General features: G+C 73.2%; 18 protein-coding genes and 1 tRNA gene. 12 read left to right on the forward strand and 7 right to left on the reverse strand.

All coding sequences use genetic code 11. The features are described 5' to 3' along the window. Window positions 1-71: 71 nt before the first annotated feature. The 8 genes from tdh to ACGFZL_RS18580 all read left to right on the forward strand — a co-directional run bounded on the left by tdh (window position 72) and on the right by ACGFZL_RS18580 (window position 7,023). A complete protein-coding gene (gene tdh / locus ACGFZL_RS18545) occupies window positions 72-1,100 on the forward strand; it encodes an L-threonine 3-dehydrogenase (RefSeq protein ID WP_355176182.1) in 1,029 nt (342 codons plus the stop codon). Window positions 1,101-1,143: 43 nt separating this feature from the next. Then, the gene (locus ACGFZL_RS18550) at window positions 1,144-2,349 is read left to right on the forward strand and encodes a glycine C-acetyltransferase (RefSeq protein WP_393692901.1); all 1,206 of its coding nucleotides are present in this window, start codon (window positions 1,144-1,146) and stop codon (window positions 2,347-2,349) included. A 467-nt stretch (window positions 2,350-2,816) separates the two neighbouring features. Further along, window positions 2,817-3,134: a hypothetical protein gene (locus tag ACGFZL_RS18555; RefSeq protein ID WP_393692903.1), complete on the forward strand. Its 318-nt coding sequence runs from the start codon at window positions 2,817-2,819 to the stop codon at window positions 3,132-3,134. 13 nt (window positions 3,135-3,147) lie between these two features. After that, window positions 3,148-4,050, forward strand: a complete 903-nt coding sequence (locus ACGFZL_RS18560; protein ID WP_393692905.1) for a LysR family transcriptional regulator — start codon at window positions 3,148-3,150, stop codon at window positions 4,048-4,050. Window positions 4,051-4,092: 42 nt separating this feature from the next. Next, the gene (locus tag ACGFZL_RS18565) at window positions 4,093-4,686 is read left to right on the forward strand and encodes a helix-turn-helix domain-containing protein (protein ID WP_393692907.1); all 594 of its coding nucleotides are present in this window, start codon (window positions 4,093-4,095) and stop codon (window positions 4,684-4,686) included. Continuing rightward, entirely contained in the window at window positions 4,683-5,219 is a 537-nt protein-coding gene (locus ACGFZL_RS18570; RefSeq protein ID WP_393692909.1) for a GNAT family N-acetyltransferase, read from the forward strand. Before ACGFZL_RS18565 ends, ACGFZL_RS18570 begins: the two co-directional genes overlap by 4 nt. Before the next feature lie 30 nt (window positions 5,220-5,249). Further along, entirely contained in the window at window positions 5,250-5,609 is a 360-nt protein-coding gene (locus ACGFZL_RS18575) for an MmcQ/YjbR family DNA-binding protein (RefSeq protein WP_393692910.1), read from the forward strand. Between the two features lie 82 nt (window positions 5,610-5,691). Further along, complete coding sequence (locus ACGFZL_RS18580; RefSeq protein WP_393692911.1) at window positions 5,692-7,023, forward strand: MFS transporter; 1,332 nt, start codon at window positions 5,692-5,694, stop codon at window positions 7,021-7,023. Here ACGFZL_RS18580 and ACGFZL_RS18585 read toward each other — a convergent pair. Then, entirely contained in the window at window positions 7,020-7,925 is a 906-nt protein-coding gene (locus ACGFZL_RS18585; RefSeq protein ID WP_355176189.1) for a transketolase C-terminal domain-containing protein, read from the reverse strand. The genes ACGFZL_RS18580 and ACGFZL_RS18585 overlap by 4 nt on opposite strands. Window positions 7,926-8,002: 77 nt before the next feature. Continuing rightward, window positions 8,003-8,710, reverse strand: a complete 708-nt coding sequence (locus ACGFZL_RS18590; RefSeq protein ID WP_393692913.1) for a transketolase — start codon at window positions 8,708-8,710, stop codon at window positions 8,003-8,005. Between the two features lie 139 nt (window positions 8,711-8,849). Here ACGFZL_RS18590 and ACGFZL_RS18595 point away from each other — a divergent pair. Further along, window positions 8,850-8,923: transfer RNA gene (locus tag ACGFZL_RS18595), tRNA-Pro, on the forward strand. A 681-nt stretch (window positions 8,924-9,604) separates the two neighbouring features. On the opposite strand, the gene ACGFZL_RS18600 is transcribed toward ACGFZL_RS18595, so the two are convergent. Both ACGFZL_RS18600 and fxlM read right to left on the reverse strand, forming a co-directional pair. Continuing rightward, window positions 9,605-11,080 (reverse strand): NUDIX domain-containing protein, encoded by a 1,476-nt coding sequence (locus tag ACGFZL_RS18600; protein WP_393692915.1) that lies wholly within the window; start codon window positions 11,078-11,080, stop codon window positions 9,605-9,607. Between the two features lie 9 nt (window positions 11,081-11,089). Then, window positions 11,090-12,625, reverse strand: a complete 1,536-nt coding sequence (gene fxlM / locus ACGFZL_RS18605; protein ID WP_393692917.1) for a methyltransferase, FxLD system — start codon at window positions 12,623-12,625, stop codon at window positions 11,090-11,092. Between the two features lie 815 nt (window positions 12,626-13,440). On the opposite strand from fxlM, the gene ACGFZL_RS18610 reads away from it, so the two are divergent. The 3 genes from ACGFZL_RS18610 to ACGFZL_RS18620 all read left to right on the forward strand — a co-directional run bounded on the left by ACGFZL_RS18610 (window position 13,441) and on the right by ACGFZL_RS18620 (window position 17,471). After that, entirely contained in the window at window positions 13,441-14,424 is a 984-nt protein-coding gene (locus tag ACGFZL_RS18610) for a hypothetical protein (RefSeq protein WP_393692919.1), read from the forward strand. A gap of 165 nt (window positions 14,425-14,589) precedes the next feature. Next, on the forward strand, window positions 14,590-16,101 hold the full coding sequence (locus tag ACGFZL_RS18615) for an amino acid permease (protein ID WP_393692921.1): 1,512 nt from the start codon (window positions 14,590-14,592) through the stop codon (window positions 16,099-16,101). Further along, window positions 16,101-17,471, forward strand: a complete 1,371-nt coding sequence (locus tag ACGFZL_RS18620) for a glutamine synthetase family protein (protein ID WP_393692923.1) — start codon at window positions 16,101-16,103, stop codon at window positions 17,469-17,471. The genes ACGFZL_RS18615 and ACGFZL_RS18620 overlap by 1 nt, the downstream gene beginning before the upstream one ends. Before the next feature lie 10 nt (window positions 17,472-17,481). Here the strand turns inward: ACGFZL_RS18620 and ACGFZL_RS18625 are convergent, their stop codons facing one another. From ACGFZL_RS18625 to ACGFZL_RS18635, 3 genes are all read right to left on the reverse strand, one after another. Beyond that, the gene (locus ACGFZL_RS18625) at window positions 17,482-18,696 is read right to left on the reverse strand and encodes a methylmalonyl-CoA mutase family protein (RefSeq protein WP_393692925.1); all 1,215 of its coding nucleotides are present in this window, start codon (window positions 18,694-18,696) and stop codon (window positions 17,482-17,484) included. Between the two features lie 89 nt (window positions 18,697-18,785). Further along, window positions 18,786-20,207, reverse strand: a complete 1,422-nt coding sequence (locus tag ACGFZL_RS18630) for a phenylacetate--CoA ligase family protein (protein WP_393692927.1) — start codon at window positions 20,205-20,207, stop codon at window positions 18,786-18,788. A gap of 93 nt (window positions 20,208-20,300) precedes the next feature. Next, window positions 20,301-20,618, reverse strand: coding sequence for an acyl carrier protein (locus ACGFZL_RS18635; protein WP_393692929.1), 318 nt, complete (start codon window positions 20,616-20,618; stop codon window positions 20,301-20,303). Window positions 20,619-20,629: the final 11 nt, after the last annotated feature.

Genomic DNA, 20,629 nt, shown 5'->3' on the forward strand with positions numbered 1-20,629 from the left:
CTCGCCTCCCGGATGCGGGCCGCTTCGGCATGTCCACCGCCGGGATCTCACCCCCGTCAGGAGCCGTAGCGTTGAAGGCGCTGGTCAAGGAGAAGGCGGAGCCCGGACTGTGGCTCGCGGACGTGCCCGAGCCCGCCGTCGGGCCCGGTGACGTGCTGATCAAGGTGCTGCGCACCGGCATCTGCGGCACCGACCTGCACATCCGGGCCTGGGACGGCTGGGCGCGGCAGGCCATCGCCGCGCCCCTCGTCGTCGGCCACGAGTTCGTCGGCGAGGTCGTCGAGACCGGCCGCGACGTCACCGAGGTGAAGACCGGCGACCGGGTCAGCGGCGAGGGCCACCTGGTGTGCGGCAAGTGCCGCAACTGCCTGGCCGGCCGGCGCCACCTGTGCCGCGCCACCGTCGGGCTCGGCGTCGGCCGGGACGGGGCGTTCGCCGAGTACGTCGTGCTGCCGGCCGGCAACGTCTGGGTGCACCGCGTCCCCGTCGACCTCGACGTCGCCGCGATCTTCGACCCGTTCGGCAACGCCGTGCACACCGCCCTGTCCTTCCCGCTGGTCGGCGAGGACGTCCTGATCACCGGCGCCGGGCCGATCGGCCTGATGGCGGCGGCCGTCGCGCGGCACGCCGGGGCCCGGAACGTGGTCGTCACCGACGTCAGCGAGGAGCGGCTCCAGCTCGCCCTCAAGGTCGGCGTGAGCCTCGCCCTGAACGTCTCCGGCAACACCATCGCCGACGGCCAGCGCGAGCTGGGCCTGCGCGAGGGCTTCGACATCGGCCTGGAGATGTCCGGCCGCCCCGAGGCACTGCGCGACATGATCGCCAACATGACGCACGGCGGCCGGATCGCCATGCTCGGCCTGCCCGCCGAGGAGTTCCCGGTCGACTGGGCCCGCATCGTCACCTCCATGATCACGATCAAGGGCATCTACGGCCGGGAGATGTTCGAGACCTGGTACGCCATGTCCGTCCTCCTGGAGGCCGGCCTCGACCTGGCCCCGGTGATCACCGGCCGCTACGGCTACCAGGACCACGAGGCGGCCTTCGCCGACGCGGCGAGCGGTCGCGGCGGCAAGGTCATCCTCGACTGGACCGTCTGAGCCGTACCCCCGTCCGCCAAGCGATTCTTCCTCTGGAGCCCCCGTGTTCGACTCCGTGCGCGACGACCTGCGCGCCACCCTCGACGAGATCCGCGCCGCCGGCCTGCACAAGCCGGAGCGGGTCATCGGCAGCCCGCAATCCGCGACCGTGGACGTCACCGCCGGCGGCCGCCCCGGCGAGGTCCTCAACTTCTGCGCCAACAACTACCTCGGCCTCGCCGACCACCCCGAGGTGATCGCCGCCGCCCACGCCGCCCTGGACCGCTGGGGCTACGGCATGGCCTCCGTGCGCTTCATCTGCGGCACCCAGGAGGTCCACAAGGAGCTGGAGGCCCGCCTCTCGGCCTTCCTCGGCCAGGAGGACACGATCCTCTACTCCTCCTGCTTCGACGCCAACGGCGGCGTCTTCGAGACCCTCCTCGGCGAGCAGGACGCGGTGATCTCCGACGCCCTGAACCACGCCTCGATCATCGACGGCATCCGGCTGTCCAAGGCCCGCCGCCTCCGCTACGCCAACCGCGACCTCGCCGACCTGGAGACGCAGCTCAAGGAGGCGTCCGGCGCGCGCCGCCGCCTGATCGTCACCGACGGCGTCTTCTCCATGGACGGCTACGTGGCCCCGCTGCGCGAGATCTGCGACCTGGCCGACCGCTACGACGCCATGGTCATGGTCGACGACTCGCACGCCGTCGGCTTCGTCGGCCCCGGCGGGCGCGGCACGCCCGAGCTGCACGGCGTCATGGACCGCGTCGACATCATCACCGGCACCCTCGGCAAGGCGCTCGGCGGCGCCTCCGGCGGCTACGTCGCCGCCCGCGCCGAGATCGTCGCCCTGCTGCGCCAGCGCTCGCGCCCGTACCTGTTCTCCAACACGCTCGCCCCGGTGATCGCCGCCGCCTCCCTGAAGGTCCTCGACCTGCTGGAGTCCGCCGACGACCTGCGGGTGCGGCTCGCCGAGAACACCGAGCTGTTCCGCCGCCGGATGACCGAGGAGGGCTTCGACATCCTCCCCGGCGACCACGCCATCGCCCCCGTCATGATCGGTGACGCCTCCGAGGCCGGCCGGATGGCCGAGCTGCTCCTGGAGCGCGGGGTGTACGTGATCGGCTTCTCCTACCCGGTCGTCCCGCAGGGCAAGGCCCGCATCCGCGTCCAGCTGTCGGCCGCCCACTCCACGGCCGACGTGGACCGGGCGGTGGACGCGTTCGTCGCGGCGCGCGCGGAGCTGGAGGCCGCGGGGCGGGGATGAGTGGGTGCGCGGTCCCGGACTGAGTACGGCTACTTAGGAGCGGCGGACGGCGCGTCCCGAGACTGGGCGCATGAGACGACACCCTGGTCCGGTCCGCAGCGCCCCGCCCGCCCCGCGCCGCCTTCCGCTCACCCTCGCCACCACGGCGCTCGCCGCCCTGGCCCTCGTGTCCTGCGGCACCGAGCGGCCGGGCGGGTCGGGCGCCGCGGCGTCCTCGGGCGGGTCCCGCACCGTGGCGTCCCCGGGCCGGGCGGGCGGCGCTGCCGCCGCCCCGCCGGACGCGACCGCCGCCGACCGCCCAGGTGTGTGCGGCCCGGCTGTCCTCAGGCCGGCTGCGCAACCCGGACGAACCTCGGATGGGTCATGCGAGCCCGTTGCCGCCCGGCCCGGCGCCGCAGCCGCCCGGCCCGGCGCCGCAGCCGCCCGGACCGGTGGCGACACCGCCGGACGGTCCGGTGGAGCCGGCCTTGCCCACGGAGGGTCCGGAGGTGAACCTGTCCGCCCTCGACTGGTGCGCGGCGAGCCTCCACGAGGAGCGTGTCACGCAGGCGCTCACGGCCCTTGAACGCCCTGGTCCCACCCGGGTCAGGCACGCCCTCCACGGGCTCGGCTACCCCGACGCCCGCATCCACGGCCTGCGGCGGATCGGCACGGCCACGCGGTTCTTCCTCGATCTGCGCCAGAACGGCGGTCGGCTCTGCGCAGTGGGCACGGCCGCCGGGGCCGAGACCGTCGTCGAGGGGTTCGCCGGCCCCCTGAGCGGCCCGTTCACCCCGTACGGGTGAGAGAATCGGCAGCGTGATCGAAGCGCGGCGGCTGCACATCCTCCGAGCGGTGGCCGACCATCGCACCGTGACGGCGGCTGCCGCCGCGCTGTACCTCACGCCCTCGGCGGTCTCCCAGCAGCTGGCCGCCCTGGAGCAGGAGACCGGCCACCGCCTGGTCGAGCGCGGCGCCAAGGGCGTCCGGCTGACCCCGGCCGGCGAGATCCTGCTCGGCCACACCAACGCCGTACTGGCCCAGCTGGAGCGCGCCGAGGCCGAGCTGGCCGCCTACGGCTCCGGCGAGGCCGGCACAGTCACCGTGGCCGCCTTCGCCACCGGCATCGCCCTGGTCGTCGCGCCCGCCCTGGCCCGGCTCGGCGGCTCGGCGCCCGGCATCCGCATCCGCGTTCAGGACGCCGAGGGCGACGCCAGTCTGCCCATGGTCCTGGACCGGCAGGTCGACGTGGCCGTGGCCGTCGAGTACCGCGGGGCGCCGGCCGCCGACGACCCGCGGCTGACCCATGTGCCGCTGTACGCCGAGCCGTTCGACGCCGTCGTCCCGGTCGACCACCGCCTCGCCGACGCCCCCGAGGTGCCGCTGGCCGAGCTGGCCAAGGATCCCTGGATCGGCCCCTACCCCGGCAACCCCTGCCACGACGTGGTGGTCCTGGCCTGCGAGAGCGCCGGCTTCCAGCCCCGCCTGGAGCACTCCTCCGACGACTTCCGCGCGGTGGTGTCCCTCGCCGCGGGCGGCGCCGGGGTGGCGCTGGTGCCGCGCTCGGCGCTGCGCGGCATGGACCTCGCCGGGGTGGTCGTCCGCCCGGTCGACGGCGTCGCGCCCACTCGCCGGGTCTTCGCCGCCGTGCGCCGGGGAGCGGAGGGGCATCCGCTGATCCGGCCGGTCCTGGCGGCGCTGGCGGCGGTCGCCGAGCGGTGACCCGCTTCCGTCGCGTCTCACATCTGGGATAGCATCCCGGATGTGAGTCACCCGATACCTGCCGACGACGCGGCCGACGCCACCGCCGTGGACGCCCGGCTCGCCGCCCGCCTCGCCGAGCTGCGCGCCGAGCGCGGCTGGTCGCTGGGGGAGCTGGCGGAGCGCAGCGGCGTCAGCCGCTCCACCCTCTCCCGCGCCGAGCGCGCCGAGATCAGCCCCACCGCCGCCCTGCTGAACCGCCTGTGCGCCGTGTACGGCCGGACCATGTCCCGGCTGCTCAGCGAGGTCGAGGCGGAACCCGCGCTGCTGGTGCGGGCCGACGAGCAGCCCCGCTGGGAGGACCGGGCCGCCGGCTTCGTCCGCCGCTCGGTCTCCCCGCCGCACGCGGGCCTGCGCGGCGAGCTCGTCGAGGGCCGGCTCGCCGCCGGCGCCGACCTCGCCTACGACCGGCCGCCCGTGCCCGGCCTGGAACAGCACATCTGGGTCCTGGAAGGGGCCCTCGAGGTGACCGCGCAGGACGTCGAGCACCATGTCGCCACCGGCGACTGCCTGCGGCTGCGGGTGTGGGGGCCGACCCGGTTCCGGTGCGCCGGCGCCGGGGACGCGCGCTACGTCCTCGCGGTGGTGCTGCCATGAGCACCGTGCGCCGCGCCGACGCCCCCGCCCTGACCGCCCTCCTCGACGACCTGGCCGGCCTGCTGACCGACACCGTGGACAGCGGCGCCTCGGTCGGCTTCCTCGCCTCCTTCGACCACGCGGAGGCCACCGCGTGGTGGCGGGAGCGGGTCGCCGCCGTGGCCGCCGGACGGCTCTTCGTCTGGGTGGCCGAGGAGGACGGCCGGGTCACCGGCACGGTGAGCATCGCCCTGCCGGACAAGCCCAACAGCCGCCACCGCGCCGAACTGGTCAAGCTGATGGTCTCGCCCACGGCCCGCGGCAAGGGGGTCGGCCGCGCACTGCTGACCACCGCCGAGCGCGCCGCCGCCGGCCTGGGCATCACCCTGCTCCACCTGGACACCGAGACCGACAGCCCCGCCGAGCGCCTCTACCGCGGCGCCGGCTGGACGCCGGCCGGCGTCATCCCCGACTTCGCGGAGAACCCCGCGGGCGTCCTGCGCCCGGCGACGGTGTACTTCAAGCGCCTGGGCGCCGTTCCGGCCGGCGGGTGACTGTCGGTGGCTGCGGCTACGGTGCCTGACATGCCGGACGCCGAAGACGTACGCCGTATCGCCCTGTCCCTGCCGGACACCACGGAGAAGACCGCCTGGAGCATGCCGACCTTCCGGGTGGCGGGCAAGATGTTCGCCACGCTGCCCGAGGAGGAGACCTCCCTCGCGGTGCGCTGCCCCAAGGAGGAGCGCGACGAGCTCGTGCTGGCCGAGCCGGGGAAGTTCTGGATCGCCCGGCACGAGGCGCAGTTCGCCTGGGTGCGGGCCCGGCTCGCGGCCCTGGAGGACGAGGGCGAGCTGCGCGACATCCTCGCCGACTCCTGGCGCCAGGCGGCCCCGACGGGCCTCCTCGACGCCCACCCCCGGCTGGGGCTGCCGCCCGGACGGTGAAATCCCCTCGGGATTGTCAGTGCCCCGTGCCATGATCCCGGGGCAGTGGGTCTGAGGGCGCCGGCGGGGAGAGGTGGACGGCATGAGGGGGACATCGGCAGGGCCGGTGCATCCGGAGACGAGGGGCCGGAAGGCCGCCCGGCCGCTCTGGTCACGGGACTTCGCCCTGTTCTTCACCGCGCGGGCCGTCGCCCGGCTCGGCGACACCATGCTGCCCGTCGCGCTCGCCGTCGGACTGCTCCAGCACGGTTACGGGGCGGGCGCCGTCGGCCTCGCCATGGCGGCCACCGCCGCCGCCTTCGCCGGCCTGGTGGTCTTCGGCGGGGTCCTCGCCGACCGGTTCAGCACCCGCAAGCTGATGATCGGCGCCGACGCCGTGCGCCTGGGCACCCAGGCCCTGACCGCGGCGCTCTTCTTCTCCGGCCATGTGGTGCTGTGGGAGATCTGCGCCATCGGGTTCGCCAACGGCGTCGCCGCCGCCGTCTTCCAGCCGGGCGTCGCCAGCACCGTGCCCCGGCTCGCCGCCGACGTCCAGGGTGCCAACGGCGCGATACGCGTCGCCGAGTCCGCGGCGCAACTGGCCGGTCCCGCCGTGGCGGGCCTGCTGGTCGGCGTCGCCTCGCCCGGCGGCGTCTTCGCCGCCCACGCCGCCACCTACGCCGTCAGCGGCGCGTGCCTGCTGCTCATGCGGCTGCCCGCGCTCCCGGCGGGCGCGCGCGGGGCGAGCCGCGGCGCGCGGGCGTTCCGGGGCGAACTGGTCGAGGGCTGGCGGGAGTTCCGCTCCAGGCAGTGGCTCTGGAGTGTCATCGCCGTCTGGTGCGTCTACATGATCGCCGTCTGGGGACCCACCATCCCGCTGGTCGCGACCGAGGTGGTGCAGCAGCACGGCGCCCGCGCCTACGGCCTGGTGAACTCCGCGCTCGGCGCCGGGACCGTGGCCGGCGGTCTCCTCGCCCTGCGGCTGCGCCCCCGGCGCATGCTCCGGGCCGGCGCGGTCGCCCTGGTCGGCTTCGCCGCCTTCCCCTCGGCTGTCGGCGCCGGGCTCGGTGTGCCGGTCATGGCGGCCGGGGCGGCCGTCGCGGGGGCCGGCATGTCCTTCTGGGGCGTGATGTGGGCGACCAGCGTGCAGACCCAGGTCCCGGCCGACGTCCTGAACCGCATCCATGCCTACGACGTGGCCGGCTCCCTGGCGATGATGCCCGTCGGCCAGGCCCTCGCCGGCCCGGCCGCCGCCGCCCTCGGCGCAGACCAGGTGCTGCTGGTGGCCGGCGCGGTGAGCTTCGCCGTCTGCTTCGCCCTGCTGGCGATACCGGCGGTGCGCGGCCTGGTCCGTGCCGATCCGGTGACCACAGGACCCGTGGCCGGGACCCCGGCACCGGCACCGGCGCCGGCCCCCTGCGCCGAACCCGGTTAGCGCGTGGCCGCCGTGAAGGCGGTGACGCGCTCCCGCAACGAGCGGGCGTCCAAGCCATGGGCGGCGAGGTGCTCCTGCGGGTTCCCGTAGCGGCGCAGCTCGCGCCGGCCGACGCCGAGCCCCAGGACCCGGTGCGGACGGTCGGTCAGCGCCTCGTTCACGGCCCCCGCCGAGGTGCCCGCCAGGTACGGCTCGACCAGGACGACGTCCGTGCCCGCCGCCTCGGTGGCCCGGCGCAGGGCGGCCGCGTCGAAGGGGCGGACGGTGGTGGCGTACAGGACACTCACGTCCAGGCCCTCCGTCGCGTCCAGCACGGCGTCGAGCAGCGGTCCGACGGCGACGACCACGCCCCGGCGGCCCTCCCGGACGGTGCGCAGGCGCCGGCCGTCGACCGGGTGCCCCTCGCGGTTGCCCTGCGCGGACAGCCGCACGTACACCTTGTCGTCCCCGGCGGCGACCGCGTGCCGGAGCAGCGTCTCGGCCTCGTCCGGGTGCCCCGGCACGTGCACGGTCCAGCCGTCCAGCGTGTCGAGCAGTGCCACGTCACCGGGCGCCATGTGGGTGAAGCCGCCGGCGGGCCAGTCGTAGGAGCCGCCGGCGCTCACCAGCACCGCGCCCACCCCCTGGTGCCCCAGGTCCAGCTTGACCTGCTCGAAGGGCCGCTCGACCAGGAAGCTCGCGAAGGTGTGCACGACGGGCCGCAGCCCGGTCAGCGCCATCCCCGCGCCGGCCCCGATCAGCAGCTGCTCCCGGATGCCGACGTTGACCACGCGGTCGGGATGGCGCCGCAGGGCCTCGGCGAAGCCGTCCCTGCCGATCTCGGCGAGGACCAGGGCGACGCGCGGATCCTCGTCGAGCAGACGGGTGAGGACGGGGTGGAAACGGTCCCGCATGGTGTCCATGGAGGGCTCCTCCGAAGTGCAGGCGCAGGTGTGAGGGCGTAGGGGATGGGGCTGGGACTGGGGCTGGAGGCCGGGGTTCAGGCGGGCTTGGGCTCGACGCGGGCCACGACCGCGTGCGGGCGTCCCGGGTGCGGCGCGGTGAAGGCGGTGTACAGCGCCTCGTGGTCCCGGCCGTCCGCGGTGGCCACCGACCAGCCGGCGGCCTCGAAGCGGGCCGCGATGCCGCCGGGGCGGGCGTGGCTCGCGGAGGCGTTGTCCACCACGACGGTGTGCAGCCGCTCCAGCCCGGCGGGACCGGCGAAGGCGACGGCCTCGTGGTTGCTGCCCTCGTCCAGCTCGGCGTCGCCGGTCAGCACCCACACCGCGGCCCCGTCGAGTCCCTGGGCGCGCAGCCCGAGCGCGGTGCCGACGGCGAGCGGCAGGCCGTGCCCCAGCGAGCCGCTGCCGATCTCCACGCCGGGCACCAGGGTGCGGTCGGGATGGTGGCCGAGCGGGGAGTCGTACGCCCCGAACCCGGGCAGCCAGTCCGTCGGCACGAACCCCTTGGCGGCCAGCACGGCGTAGTACGCCATCGGACCGTGCCCCTTGGACAGCAGGAACCGGTCCCGCCCGGGGTCGGCCGCCCGCCGCGGGTCCACGCGCAGCACCCGGTCGTAGAGCACCCACAGCACGTCGAGCGTGGACGTGGCCGCCGGGCCGTGCTTCTCGTCGCCGGTCATCAGCGACATCAGTCCGGGCAGGTCGGCGTAGGTGTACGCCCGCCCGGTCTCCTCGGTGGTCGTCATGCGTCCGATCGTGCGACCTCGATCGGACTTGAGGTCAAGAGGCGACGGACGCCCGGTAAGCGATGCGCGACCACGGGCCCGAGTGCGGTATGGTTTTCCTGCGCGTTCGGCCCGGGGAAAGCCCAGGTCAGGCGGGCAACGGGACGTGGCGCAGCTTGGTAGCGCACTTGACTGGGGGTCAAGGGGTCGCAGGTTCAAATCCTGTCGTCCCGACTGGAGACAGTCGCAGATCAGGGCCGGTTTCGGAGCCATCCGAAACCGGCCCTTGATCATTCCTGGGGACCAGCTGGGGACCGGCGCCCTTGACCGGGTTCAGCGGGCCGCGACCGTGGACGGCGCCACGGCAACCTGGTCGTCGTGAGCCAACCTCGGATGAGGGTCGCGGCCCGGCTGCCGTTGCGAAAGCAGTCGACGAGCGTGCCCAGGAGCCTCACGTCGGTAGTCCGGGCGACCAGACCGCTTTCCTCGACGCTTCCCCCGGGCAGTTCGACGGTGCCGCGGCGGTGCCGTCCCAGCAGGACGCCCTGCTCGCCGAGCAGGATCGCGCCGACGCCGACGGCCGCGTGGGCGGCGGGGGCTCGGGAGCTGCGGGGTCGGCTGGAGACGCGTGCCGTCCGGTCGGCGAGCCGCCGAGCGCGGATGAGCTGCTGAATGACCGTGGCATTCTCGTCGGGGTGCGGAAACAGGCTGCGCATACTCCTCGGCCGTCATCGGCATGGGGCGGCCCGTCCGGGTCGATGCGCGCGATGTCCTCTGAGCGGAGGAGGTCCTTGAAGGAGGCGTACGGGCTGACCCGCTGGACGATGACGTCGAGTTCCCGCCCGGTGTCCCGGTCGTGGAAGCCGGCCGCCGACGCGGCGGGCACGGGGCGGGGCGCGGCGGTCGGTGTGGCGGTCATGCGGGCCAGCCCACTTCGCTGTAGAGCTCGCCGTTCTGGATCTTCGCGATGGCCAGTCTTGTGTAGGGGACGAGTTCGTCGGGCAGGGCGGCGGGGTCCCAGAATCGCCACTCGGTGCACTTGTCCGGCTCGCGCAGCTCAGGCTCGCCGCGCCATGCGCGGGCACGGAAGAACAGGCCCATGCGGGGCGGATTCCCAGGCCGGCCGATGTGATGGACGACGTGGACGAGTTCGACGTCCTGGCGCTCGATGTGCAGCCCGGCCTCCTCCCGGGCCTCCCTGATCAGACAGTCGATGGCGTTCTCCTGCTCGCAGTGGCCGGCCAGCACGTGCCAGGTGGACGGCGCGAACGCGGAGTCGGGGTGGCGCAGCCCGAGCAGTACCGTCCCCTCGGGCTTCTCCAGGTAGAGGTGGACACCGATGATGTTGGGGACCGTGCCGTGCGGCGAGGCCGGACGCTGTTCCTCGGGTTCGGGCCCGCTCTGCGTCGACGGAAGGCCGGCGGCGTGGCGGCGTACGAGGTCGCTGGTGGTGTCGGCGATGCGCAGGCGGTGGAGGTCCGAGGGAGCGAACCAGGCGAGCAGCACGCCCTCGGTCAGGTGGAGTTCGCGGGGGTCACCGTTCCAGCGGCCGGCGTAGACGGCGATGGGTACGGTCGCGCCGGCGTCGTCGGTGGCGTACTCGGTGCCGAACGGGGTGAGGTCGGCGAGGTCGAGGCCGGCTTCCTCGGCCAGTTCGCGCCGCACCGTGTGTTCCAGGGTGGCGTCCCGAGGCTCCCGGCCGCCGCCCAGCAGGGACCACATGCCCGGCTCCCAGATCTGGCCGGGGAAGTAGTCGCGCAGGTGGAGCAGGTACTCGCCTCGGTCGTTGTAGACCAGGGCGGAGGCATTGGCCGTCGCCGGTTCGACCTGGAGCGGTAGCTTCAGCAGCTTCTCACGCAGGGTCGGTGAGGTCACCCGGTCCACGGGACGCCACTCGATGCCGCCGACCTCGTCCTCCTGGAGCGCCACGGGCACCTCGTCCGACGCGTGCAGGTGGAAGAGGAAGCGGAGGTCGAAGTGCTGGTGCCCGGGCTCGCCCTTGCCCGGGTGGGCGTCGATGTCGTGGATGTCGATGTCCAACGGCACCGTCTCGTAGCCCGGCCATGGCGTGACGGCCCGGGGCGGGATCCCGGTCTCCTCGTGCAGCTCCCGCAGCGCCACCGCTGCCAGGGAGTTGTCGGTGGGCTCGGCGTGGCCTCCGGGGGCGAGCACCTTCCCACTGGCCAGATGCAGCACGTGCAGGACCCGGCCGAGCTGATCGACGACGATCGCGCCGCAGGTGATGTGCCCAGTGAAGGTCGAGCGGCCGGCGATCTCCTCGCCGGTCCGGTCGAGGGCGTTCACGAAGACGCGGAGCTGCTCGCGCTCGTGCGGGTGGCGAGCGAGGTAGGCATCGACGGTGGTGCGGATGTGGTGGTGCGACAGCGGCATGGGGCTACCTCAGCGGACGTGGACGTCATGCCGGTCCAGGGCAGGGACGTCGAAGATGTGCCGGCCGTCGACAAGGCGGGCGGTGGTGGTGTTCCCGAGCCGTGCCCGGTGGGCGGCGAGCATGATCTGCGCGCCGACGGGGCGAAGCCGCTGCACGGCGTCCCGGGTTTCCAGGAAGGCGCACTCGGACAGCTCCTCGCGCGGCAGGCGGATCGCCTCCACCTGGTGGGGGCTGAGGGTACCCGGGGAGGGGACGGGAGGGGGCACGGGTCTCTGCCTTTCACTACGGGGGTGTGGCCAGCTCACGGTGGCGCGGGTGTGCTTCTTGACGAACACGTGCGGCGAGGGTTCCGGGCCCGCCGGAGCACGGTGGGCTGCCGGGCGGATGGTGATGAGGGGGCAGCGGGCGCCGCGATGGTTGCGCTGCCAGCTCTCCACCTGCTCGGCCATCTCCTCTGCTGCGGCGTGCCCTTGGTCGCCGTACCCGTGGACGACGAACTCGTACCGCCCCTTGCCGTCGTCTCCGTCTCCGTCTCCGTCGCCGATGCGCTGATGGGCCAGCCGGGCGAGGGAGGTGCCGCGAACGATCGCGGCGGCGGGCCAATGTTGCGGCAGAGGGTCGAGGACCCGGTGGTTCCCGTCGGGGTCGGCTTCCAGGCGGCAGAAGCCGGGCAGGGCGCCGGCGAGGTAGAGCTGGAGGAGGTCGAAGGGCTCTTGGCCCCCGACGGTGACGCCGGTGCGGGTGACGGTCGGCTCGCGGGTGAGGGCGGGGGTGAGTTGGTCCACGGGCAGCGGGGTGCCGTCTTCCCAGGAGAGGTGGACTCCGGTGCCGGGGACGGTGCGGCGGTTGCGCTTCCAGGCGCCGTCGCCCTGCATGGCGACGAAGCCGCAGACGACGAGCGGCTCGTCGCTGTGCAGGACCCCTTTCGCCTTGGTGAAGCCGATCGCCCAGTGGTAGCCGTGCAGGCGCAGCGGCGCGACGAGTCGGCCGCCTTCGGCCAGGGCGTCGATCCAGGGCAGGTCCCAGGTGTCGACGGTGACGATGATGGCGTCGAATCCGCCCTCGGGCACCACCTCGTCGGGCAGACGCTCGGCGTCCGCGGTGACCACGTCGATGTCGTCGTACCCGGCTTCGGTCAGGAAACAGGCCGCCCTCTCGGTCACGGCGGGGTCGATGTCGAGGGTGGTGACGTGGCCGGCCGGACCGACGAGTTCGGCGATCAGGGCGGCGTTGCATCCGCCGGAGCCGATCTCCAGGACGCGGTGGCCGGGTTGGATACGGGCGGCTTCGAGCATGTCGGCTTGCAGCCAGGGTGCGGAGATGGAGCTGGTGACGGTGCCGTCGTCGCGGCGACGGGTGGCGACGATGTCGTTGGCGTACGCCGCTTCCACCGCGGTCTCGGGGGCGAAGGTGTGTCGGGGCACGGTGCGGAAGGCACGCTCGACAGCGGCGGAGCGGATGTGCCCAGCGGTCTGGAGCCGCTCGACGAGCTGGTGGCGCAGCTCGCTCGCGTCGCTGACGTCGGTGGTGGGTGAAGTCGTCACCGCATTCCTTCCGGGAGTGCTGAGGATGGGGCAGGGAGCACAAGACCGGGCCGGTCTCTGCCAGGCAGAGGGGCGCGCAGCAGGCGTGAGGTCCAACGACGCGGGTGCGATATCGAACACACGTCATTCGGTCGTGCTGCGGAGCCCGCTGTCTCCTGCATCCAGCGACCTCGTGGGCGCGAGATCCCTGATCCGGCTTGGAGCGGCTGCGGGCAGGAAATGGCCGAAACGCCGATGCCCGCCGCATCACCGGAGTCGGCCGGCACTTCCTCGGTCCGAGCCTGCCGGAGGTCGGCGTAATGACGCCAAACCGGTCCGGTGGGACGGGACTTGAGAAAGTCCTGCGCAATTTCTCCGGGTCAGGGGCGCGACCTTGGTCCAATGTGACGTGTCGTCGTGATGTTCAATATCGCCGGCGGAGGCAACGCGTGTGACATCCGAGCCCAGCTGTGCAGAATGATGAGCGTCCCGTGGCCCCACACCAGGCGGGCTGTCCGGTGCCGCACGTCGTGAACGACACAGGAGCAGAGGGTTCCCCGTGATCGCACAGATGGTGAGTGCAGTTCCCGCCCCGCCCCCCGCGGGACCGGCCTGTAGATCGTGTGGCGCCTGACCGGCGGAGCCGAACGCACCGCCCCGGCCGCCGGGACCCGCGGTCCGGCCGCCCGGCGGCGGACGCTACCTTCCCAGGGTCTGTACCTCCGCAGCCCGGCGGACTTCCCACCCCCCTAACGAGGCCCCGATGCTCCTCTTAACGTGTTTAGGTCGCGCCCCGGCCCTGACTGCCGCCATCCGCAGACCCGGGCGGTGCGCCGATGGCCACCAATGAGACGGCCCTGACGCCGCACCCCGCGGGGTACGACGAGGCCCTGGGCCTGGCCATGGAAGACCTCCTGCTCGGCCGGTGGCGTTCCACCCGGAACCTGCTCGCCGACACGGACACCTGGGCGCTGTGGACCTCGCGCAGCCAGGTCCTGGCAGCCGCCGCCGCGAAGGGCGACGCCATCGCCGCCTGGTCCGCGGAGGAGCCGGGGAACTACCACGCCGTGATGATGGGGGCCCGCGTCGCGACGCACCGGGCCCTGGCCGCCGGCACCGGCACGGCGGACCGTCACGCGCTGCTCCCGGCGGTCGGTGCCGCGCGCGCCGCGTGCGAGGAAGCCGCCCGCCTGTGGCCCGCCGACCCCGTGCCCTGGGTGTGCTTCCTGGCGCTCGCCCGACTGGACACCGACCCGCGGCACCGGCAGTCCGTCGACCACTGGGCGGATCCGCCGGAGGCCATGCTGCCGCGCGGGCCGTGGCCGCTGCTGTGGCAGGTCGAGCGGCGGGACTCGCCCAACCGGGAGGCGTACCAGCGGATGCTCCAGTGCCTGCGGGTCCGCGGCGAGGGAGCGGTGGACTTCGCACGGTGGGTCGCCACCCAGGCCAAGCCGGGGTCCGTACTGCTGACGCTGCCCCTGTACGCCTTGGTCGACGAGTACCTGGCGCGCATGGCGAGCGGTCAGGTCGCCAGCACCGTCGGGTTCTGGATCGACGAGCAGGTCCAGTACTACGTCCAGCGGGCCCGGGAGGGCTGGTTCGCCCATCTCCCGGACCGGACCGCCTGCTCCCTGCTGGACCTGAACTACCTGGCCTACGCGCTGACGGCCGCCGGACTGCCCGGCGCCGCAGCGGTGTTCGAGGCCATCGGCCCCTTCGCCACCCCCTCGCCCTGGCAGGACGTCAGCGACAGCCAGTGGTGGGAGGACGACTTCCGGAAGGCGCGCAGCTACGCCCTGAGGAGAGGGGCCCGCGGATGAGGAGCCGCGCGCCACCGCGGCCACAGGACCGCCACGTCCCGCACCCCAGCACCACCCACCCTTCCAGCACCATCTCCAGCACCACCCACCCTTCCAGCACCCCAGCACCACCCACCCTTCCAGCACCACCCCTGTCTCCCACCCCTTCGATCCAGAGGATTCCTGGTGTCTCCGAGAAGTGCCGCCCACCGGCTGGCCGACGACGACGCTGTCCTGGCCGGACTCGGCTACCAGACCGTACTGGCGCGCCGCATGGGCCCGTTCGGCAACTTCGCGATCTCCTTCTCCGTGATCAGCATCCTGTCCGGATGCATGACGCTCTACGGCTTCGGCCTGAACACCGGCGGCCCGGCCGTGATCATGTGGGGCTGGGTCGGTGTCGGCCTGATGGTCCTGCTGCTCGGCATGTCGCTGGCCGAGGTCACCTCCGCCTTCCCCACCTCCGGCGGCCTGTACTACATGGCGCACCGGCTCGGCGGGCCTCGCTGGGCCTGGGTGACCGGCTGGCTCAACCTCCTCGGGCTGCTCGGCGCGATCGCGGGCATCGACTACGGCGCCGCGACGTTCGTGGGCGCGTTCGCCAACCTCCAGTGGGGCTTCTCGCCGACACCGGAGAAGACCATGATGATCTTCGTCGCGATCCTGCTGCTGCACGCCCTGCTGAACGTGGCCGGCGTCCGGTTCGTCAGCGTCCTCAACTCCATCTCGGTGTGGTGGCACCTCATCGGCGTCGCGGTCATCGTCGGCGTCCTGTTCCTCGACCCGTCCGACCACCAGAGCGCCGACTTCGTGTTCACCACGTTCAACAACGACACCGGCCTGACCAACGGCCTGTACGTGACCGCGCTCGGACTGCTGCTCGCGCAGTACACCTTCTGCGGATACGACGCCTCCTCCCACCTCTCCGAGGAGACCACCCAGGCCCAGATATCGGCGCCCCGGGGCATCGTCCGCTCGATCTGGGTCTCCTGGATCGCCGGGTTCGTCCTGCTCGCGGGGCTCACCTTCTCCATCCAGGACTACGCGGGCACCCAGAACAGCGCCACCGGAGTGCCCCCGGCGCAGATCTTCCTCGACGTCGTCGGCCTGTCCGGCGCCAAGGGCCTGCTGCTGATCGTCATCGTGGCCCAGCTGTTCTGCGGCAACGCCGAGACCGCCGCTGCCTCCCGCATGGTGTTCGCGTTCTCCCGCGACGGGGCCGTCCCGTTCGCGCGCACCTGGCGGCGCGTCAGCACGCGCACCAGGACGCCGGTCGCCGCGGTGTGGCTCTCGGTGGGGGTCGCGTGCCTGCTGGCCGCACCGTCGCTGTACTCGCCGACCGCGTACGCGGCGGTGACGGCGATCAACGTCATCGGCATCACCCCCGCCTACGCCATCCCCGTCTACCTGCGGCTGCGCGCCGGGGACTCCTTCCAGCCCGGACCGTGGAACCTCGGCCGGTGGGGCAAGCCCATCGGCTGGACGGCCGTGGTCTGGGTCGCCTTCGTCACGGTCCTGTTCTGCCTGCCGCAGGTCTCCCCGATATCCGTCTCGTCGTTCAACTACGCGGGCGTCGCCCTGGTCGCCGTGCTGTTGCTGGCCTGGATCCTGTGGATCACCCAGGGCCGCCGCAACTACCGCATCCCGGTCCTGGGCAACAGCGCCACGCACGCCTCCCTGACGAAGGACGTGGTCTGATGGGCGGCCGGCACACCGGCCAGGACGACGAGCGGCCCCCGCTCGCCGGACTCCTCTCCGGCGCCGACCTCCGCGCGGCGGTGGCCCGCGGGGACGTCACCACCGTCATGGTGTGCGTCCCGGACATGATGGGCCGGCTCAAGGGCAAGCGGCTCGCCGCCCAGGGCTTCCTCGACCGGATCGCGGACGGGCACAACGTGTCGGAGGTCTGTGCCTACGTCCTGGCCACCAACGTGGGCATGGACCCCCTCGACGGCTTCGACCTCACGGGCTGGGACCGGGGCTTCCAGGACCTCGGCATGGTCGCCGACCTGGACACGCTGCGCGTCCTGCCGCACATGCCCGGCGTCGCGCTCGTGCACTGCGACGCCGTCCAGCCCGACGGGACCGTGCTGGAGGTCGCTCCGCGCCGGATGCTCCGCACGCAGCTCGACCGGCTGGCGGAACTCGGCTTCGAGGTACGCGTGGGTCTGGAGAACGAGTTCGTGCTCTGCGACGGCCAGGAGCCCGTGGCGCGGCACAACCTCGACTACGCCCTCGACCATCCGCCGGCCCTGGAGGACTTCCTGCGGAACCTGGAGGACGCCCTCCCCGAGGCGGGCGTGCCGGTCGAGGCGACGAAGACGGAGGGCGCCGCGGGGCAGGTCGAGATCACGTTCCCCTACGGTCCGGCGCTCCGGGCCTGCGACGACTACACCGTCTACAAGCAGACCGTGCGGCACCAGGCCGGACGCCGGGGCCTGACGGCGACGTTCATGGCCGCGCCGTTCACCGGTGTGGGCAGCGGGCTGCACCTGCACCTGTCCCTCTGGCAGGACGACGCACCCGTCTTCGCCGCGTCCTCGGGCGAGGAACTGCCCGAGACCCTGCGGCACAGCATCGCCGGGCTGCTCTCCGCGCTGCCGCACCTGGCCCCGCTGTACGCGCCCAACCCCAACTCGTACAAGCGGTACGCGACGGCGCACTCGTTCGCGCCCCAGTTCCTGAACTGGGGCTTCGACAACCGCGGCTGCGCCGTACGCGTCACCGGCCACGGCGACGGCACGCATCTGGAGATCCGCCTGCCCGGTGCCGACGCCAACCCCTACCTCGCGGTCGCCGCCTCGCTCGCCGCGATCGTGCACGGCCTGACCGAGAAGCTGACGCCGCCCGACCCCTGCCGGGGCGACGCCTACGCCGACCGGGAGGCGCCCCGCGTCCGGCGCGACCTCGCCGAGGCGCTGGCGTACTTCGACGGCGACGACCTCGCGACGAGCGCGCTCGGAGCCGAGGTGGTGCGCCACTACGCCGTCGCGGCCGAGGCCGAGACCGCCGAACACCGCAGGCAGGTCACGGACGTCGAGCGGGAAAGGGGGTTCGACCGGGCCTGAGTGACCGGCGTCAGCACGCGTCGCCGGGGAGGTACGCGCCCCACACGCCGCGCAGCGTGTCGCAGACCTCCCCGACGGTCGCCCCGGCGGCGAGGGCGTCCTTCATCGGGTACAGGACGTTGTCGTCGCCCTCGGCCGTCTTCCGCAGCTGCCCCAGCGACGCCGCCACCCGGGCGTCGCAGCGCCAGGCGCGCAGCTTCGCCAGCCGTTCGGCCTGCCGGGCCTCGATGACGGGGCCGACGCGGAACGGCTCGTAAGGCACCTCTCCTTCAGCCACGACCCGTACGCCGGAGTCGGTCTGCTGCGTGAAGCGGCGGGCCGAGCGCTCGATCTCGGACTTCTGGAAGCCGCGCTCGATCGCCTTGACCGCGCCGCCCAGCTCCTCGATCCGGTCCATGAGCTCGCGGGCGCCGGCCGCCACGTCGTCGGTCGTCCGCTCGACGGCGAACGGCGCGGGACCCGGCGACGGGGCCGACGGTGGCCGCCGGGTGCGCAGGGCCAGCGACTCCGGGTCCCTGGCGCCGAACTCCTCGCGCATCACCCCGGACCAGATCCGCCGGGCCGCACGGTGCACGGCCTCCTCTTCGAGGACCGTCGTCCGCGCCACGAAGCAGAAGGACAGGCGCGGCGCGAGGTCGTCGACGTCCATGCCGGCCGCCACGGCGGTGCGGACGTACTCGATGCCGTCCGCCAGCGTGAACGCGATCTCCTGCGCGGGGGACGCACCCGCTCCGGTCGTGGGGTGGCCCGAGATCGAGATGGTGTTCCACCTCGGGATCTCGGCCGCGCAGTACGCGAAGACGTCCGCGATCAGGCGCAGGGCGGGCCCGGGCGGGAAGATGCAGGTGCCGCGGGCGAGGTACTCCTTCAGCACGTCGTTCCGGATCGTGCCGGTGAGCCGGTCGGCCGCCACGCCCTGTTCCTCGCCGACCAGTTGGTACATGAGGAGGAGCAGAGCCGCGGGGGCGTCGACCGCCATCGACGTCGAGATCCGGTCCAGCGGGATGCCGCCGAACAGCACCCGCATGTCGTCGAGGGAGTCGACGGCGACGCCCGCCCTGCCGACCTCGCCGCACGCGACCGGCGCGTCGGAGTCGTGACCCAGCCGGGTCGGCAGGTCGAAGGCGACCGAGCGGCCCGTCGTGCCGGCGGCGATGAGCTGCTTGTAGCGGGCGTTGCCCTCCACCGCCGTGCCGAACCCGGTGCACGTGCTGCCGTTGGCCATGCCCCTGCCCCCTCGCTCCGCGCCGCCCGTGACCCGCATGCTGGCCGGACCGCCTAAACCGGCGCTTTGCGCGACCCAAAGGGGTCCGGTCAGGCGGCGAGCGGGATCACCGTCCGGTACTTGCCGCCGGCCGCCTGCACCGGTGGCTCCTCGCCCCGCTCGACGACCACGTCGTCCAGCTTGTTGTCGGCGAGCAGCCGGGTCAGCCCCTCGTGGGCCCGCTGCCACACGCGTTCCGCGTCGGCGCCGCGGCTCCCGACGACGCGCACGCGCAGCGTCGCCGGAGCCGTCTGCTCGATCTGGAAGAGCTCGACGTCGGGCATGCGGTCGAACAGGGTGCTGAAGGCCAGTGGGGCGAGGCTGACGTCGTCACCGCGGCCCGTGGGGAAGGTGAGGACGTCACCGGCCCGGCCCTGCACGCGGACGGCGGGGGAGGGGGTGCCGCAGGGGCAGGGGTCGGGCCTGAGCATGACGCTGTCGCCGAGGTCGTAGCGCAGGAACGGCTGCACGCGGTTGGCCAGGTTGCTGACCAGGACCGTGTGCGAGTACTCCCCCGCAGGGGTGGGCCGATGGTCGGCGTCGACCGGTTCGAGGACGGCCCAGTCGTCGTTGACGTGGTACCAGCCCTGGGCGCAGCTGTGGCTGAGGTAGGTGCACTCGGTCGCGCTGTACATCGTGCGCACCCTGGTGCCGAAGGCGTTCGCGACGCGGCGGATGTCACCGGGGGTCATCGTCTCGCCCGCGGGCTGGATCAACACCGGGTCGATGTGCAGGCGACCGGCCTCCCGCTCCGCCGCGAGCAGCATGATCGTGCTGGCGTAGCCGACGACGAAGGCCGGGCGATAGGCGTCGAGTCCGGCGACCAGCCGGTCCATCGGCTCGTGCACCGAGAACGCCCGCAGCAGCCTGGCGCGACCGCCGCCCCCGTGCATCAGCCGGGAGTAGCCGGCGAAGCCGACGTAGTGTCCCTCGGTGGCGACGAGTTGGGCGAAGCGGCCACCGCGGAGGGCGGCCCGGACGACGCCGAGGGGGCCGAGCCAGGAGGCGAGCGCACGGGAGGAGACGGCGGAACCCACGGTCATGCAGCGGTCGTCGAGGACGAACAGGCCGCGCCGTCCGCTCGTGCCCGAGGTGGTGGCGACCAGGTACCGGCCGAGGAACCGCCGCCCGATGAGGCCGGGGTCCTCGGTGAACGCGCGCACCTTCGCCAGGGTGACGGCACGGTCGGTGGCCCAGTCGTCGAAGCGCTCCATCAGCTTCTGCTTGTCCGTGACCGGCAGCAGCGTCGGATCCGACACCCGGTCGGGCAGCCCGCGGTAGAGCTCCCGGTAGTACGGCGAGGCCGCGCGGGCGTGGGCGACCAGGTCCGCCAGCCGGTCGCCCTGCCGCCGCGCGACGGCGGCCCGGCCCTGTTTGCGGGCCCGGCGGATCTCCCGCCTCAGGCGCACCGCGCTCTCGGTCATCGTCTCGTGCCGCTGGGTCGTGCCCCGCGGGCTCCGCACTTCGGTCATGGCACGACGATCCCCGACACGTCGTGCGGCAGGCTGCCGCGGAGGGACGGAGTCACCCCAACAGGTGATCACCCGTCGCACGACGAGGTCCGCTCAGGCGCCGGTGGCCGCGAACTCCTGGTTGAGGTGCTGGGCGAGCTGCTCGGGGGAGGGGTTCTCGACGATGGCGACCATGGGGATCTCCATGCCGGTCAGCGTCATGAGGGTCTTGGTGAGTTCGAGGGCGGTGAGGGAGTTGAGTCCGTTGTCGAGGAAGTTGGAGTCGTCGGCGAGGGTGGTGTTCAGGAGGGTGCCGGCCTGGGTGCGGATGGTGTCGGTGAGGAGGCGGCCCCGCTCCTCGGGGGTGGCGGCGGCGAGCCGGGCCTCCAGGTCGGTGGCGCTCTGGTCGGGGGTGTCGGGCGTGCCGGTCATGAATGCTCCTG

The sequence above is a fragment of the Streptomyces sp. NPDC048182 genome, from assembly GCF_043202555.1.
Taxonomy (GTDB): Bacteria; Actinomycetota; Actinomycetes; order Streptomycetales; family Streptomycetaceae; genus Streptomyces.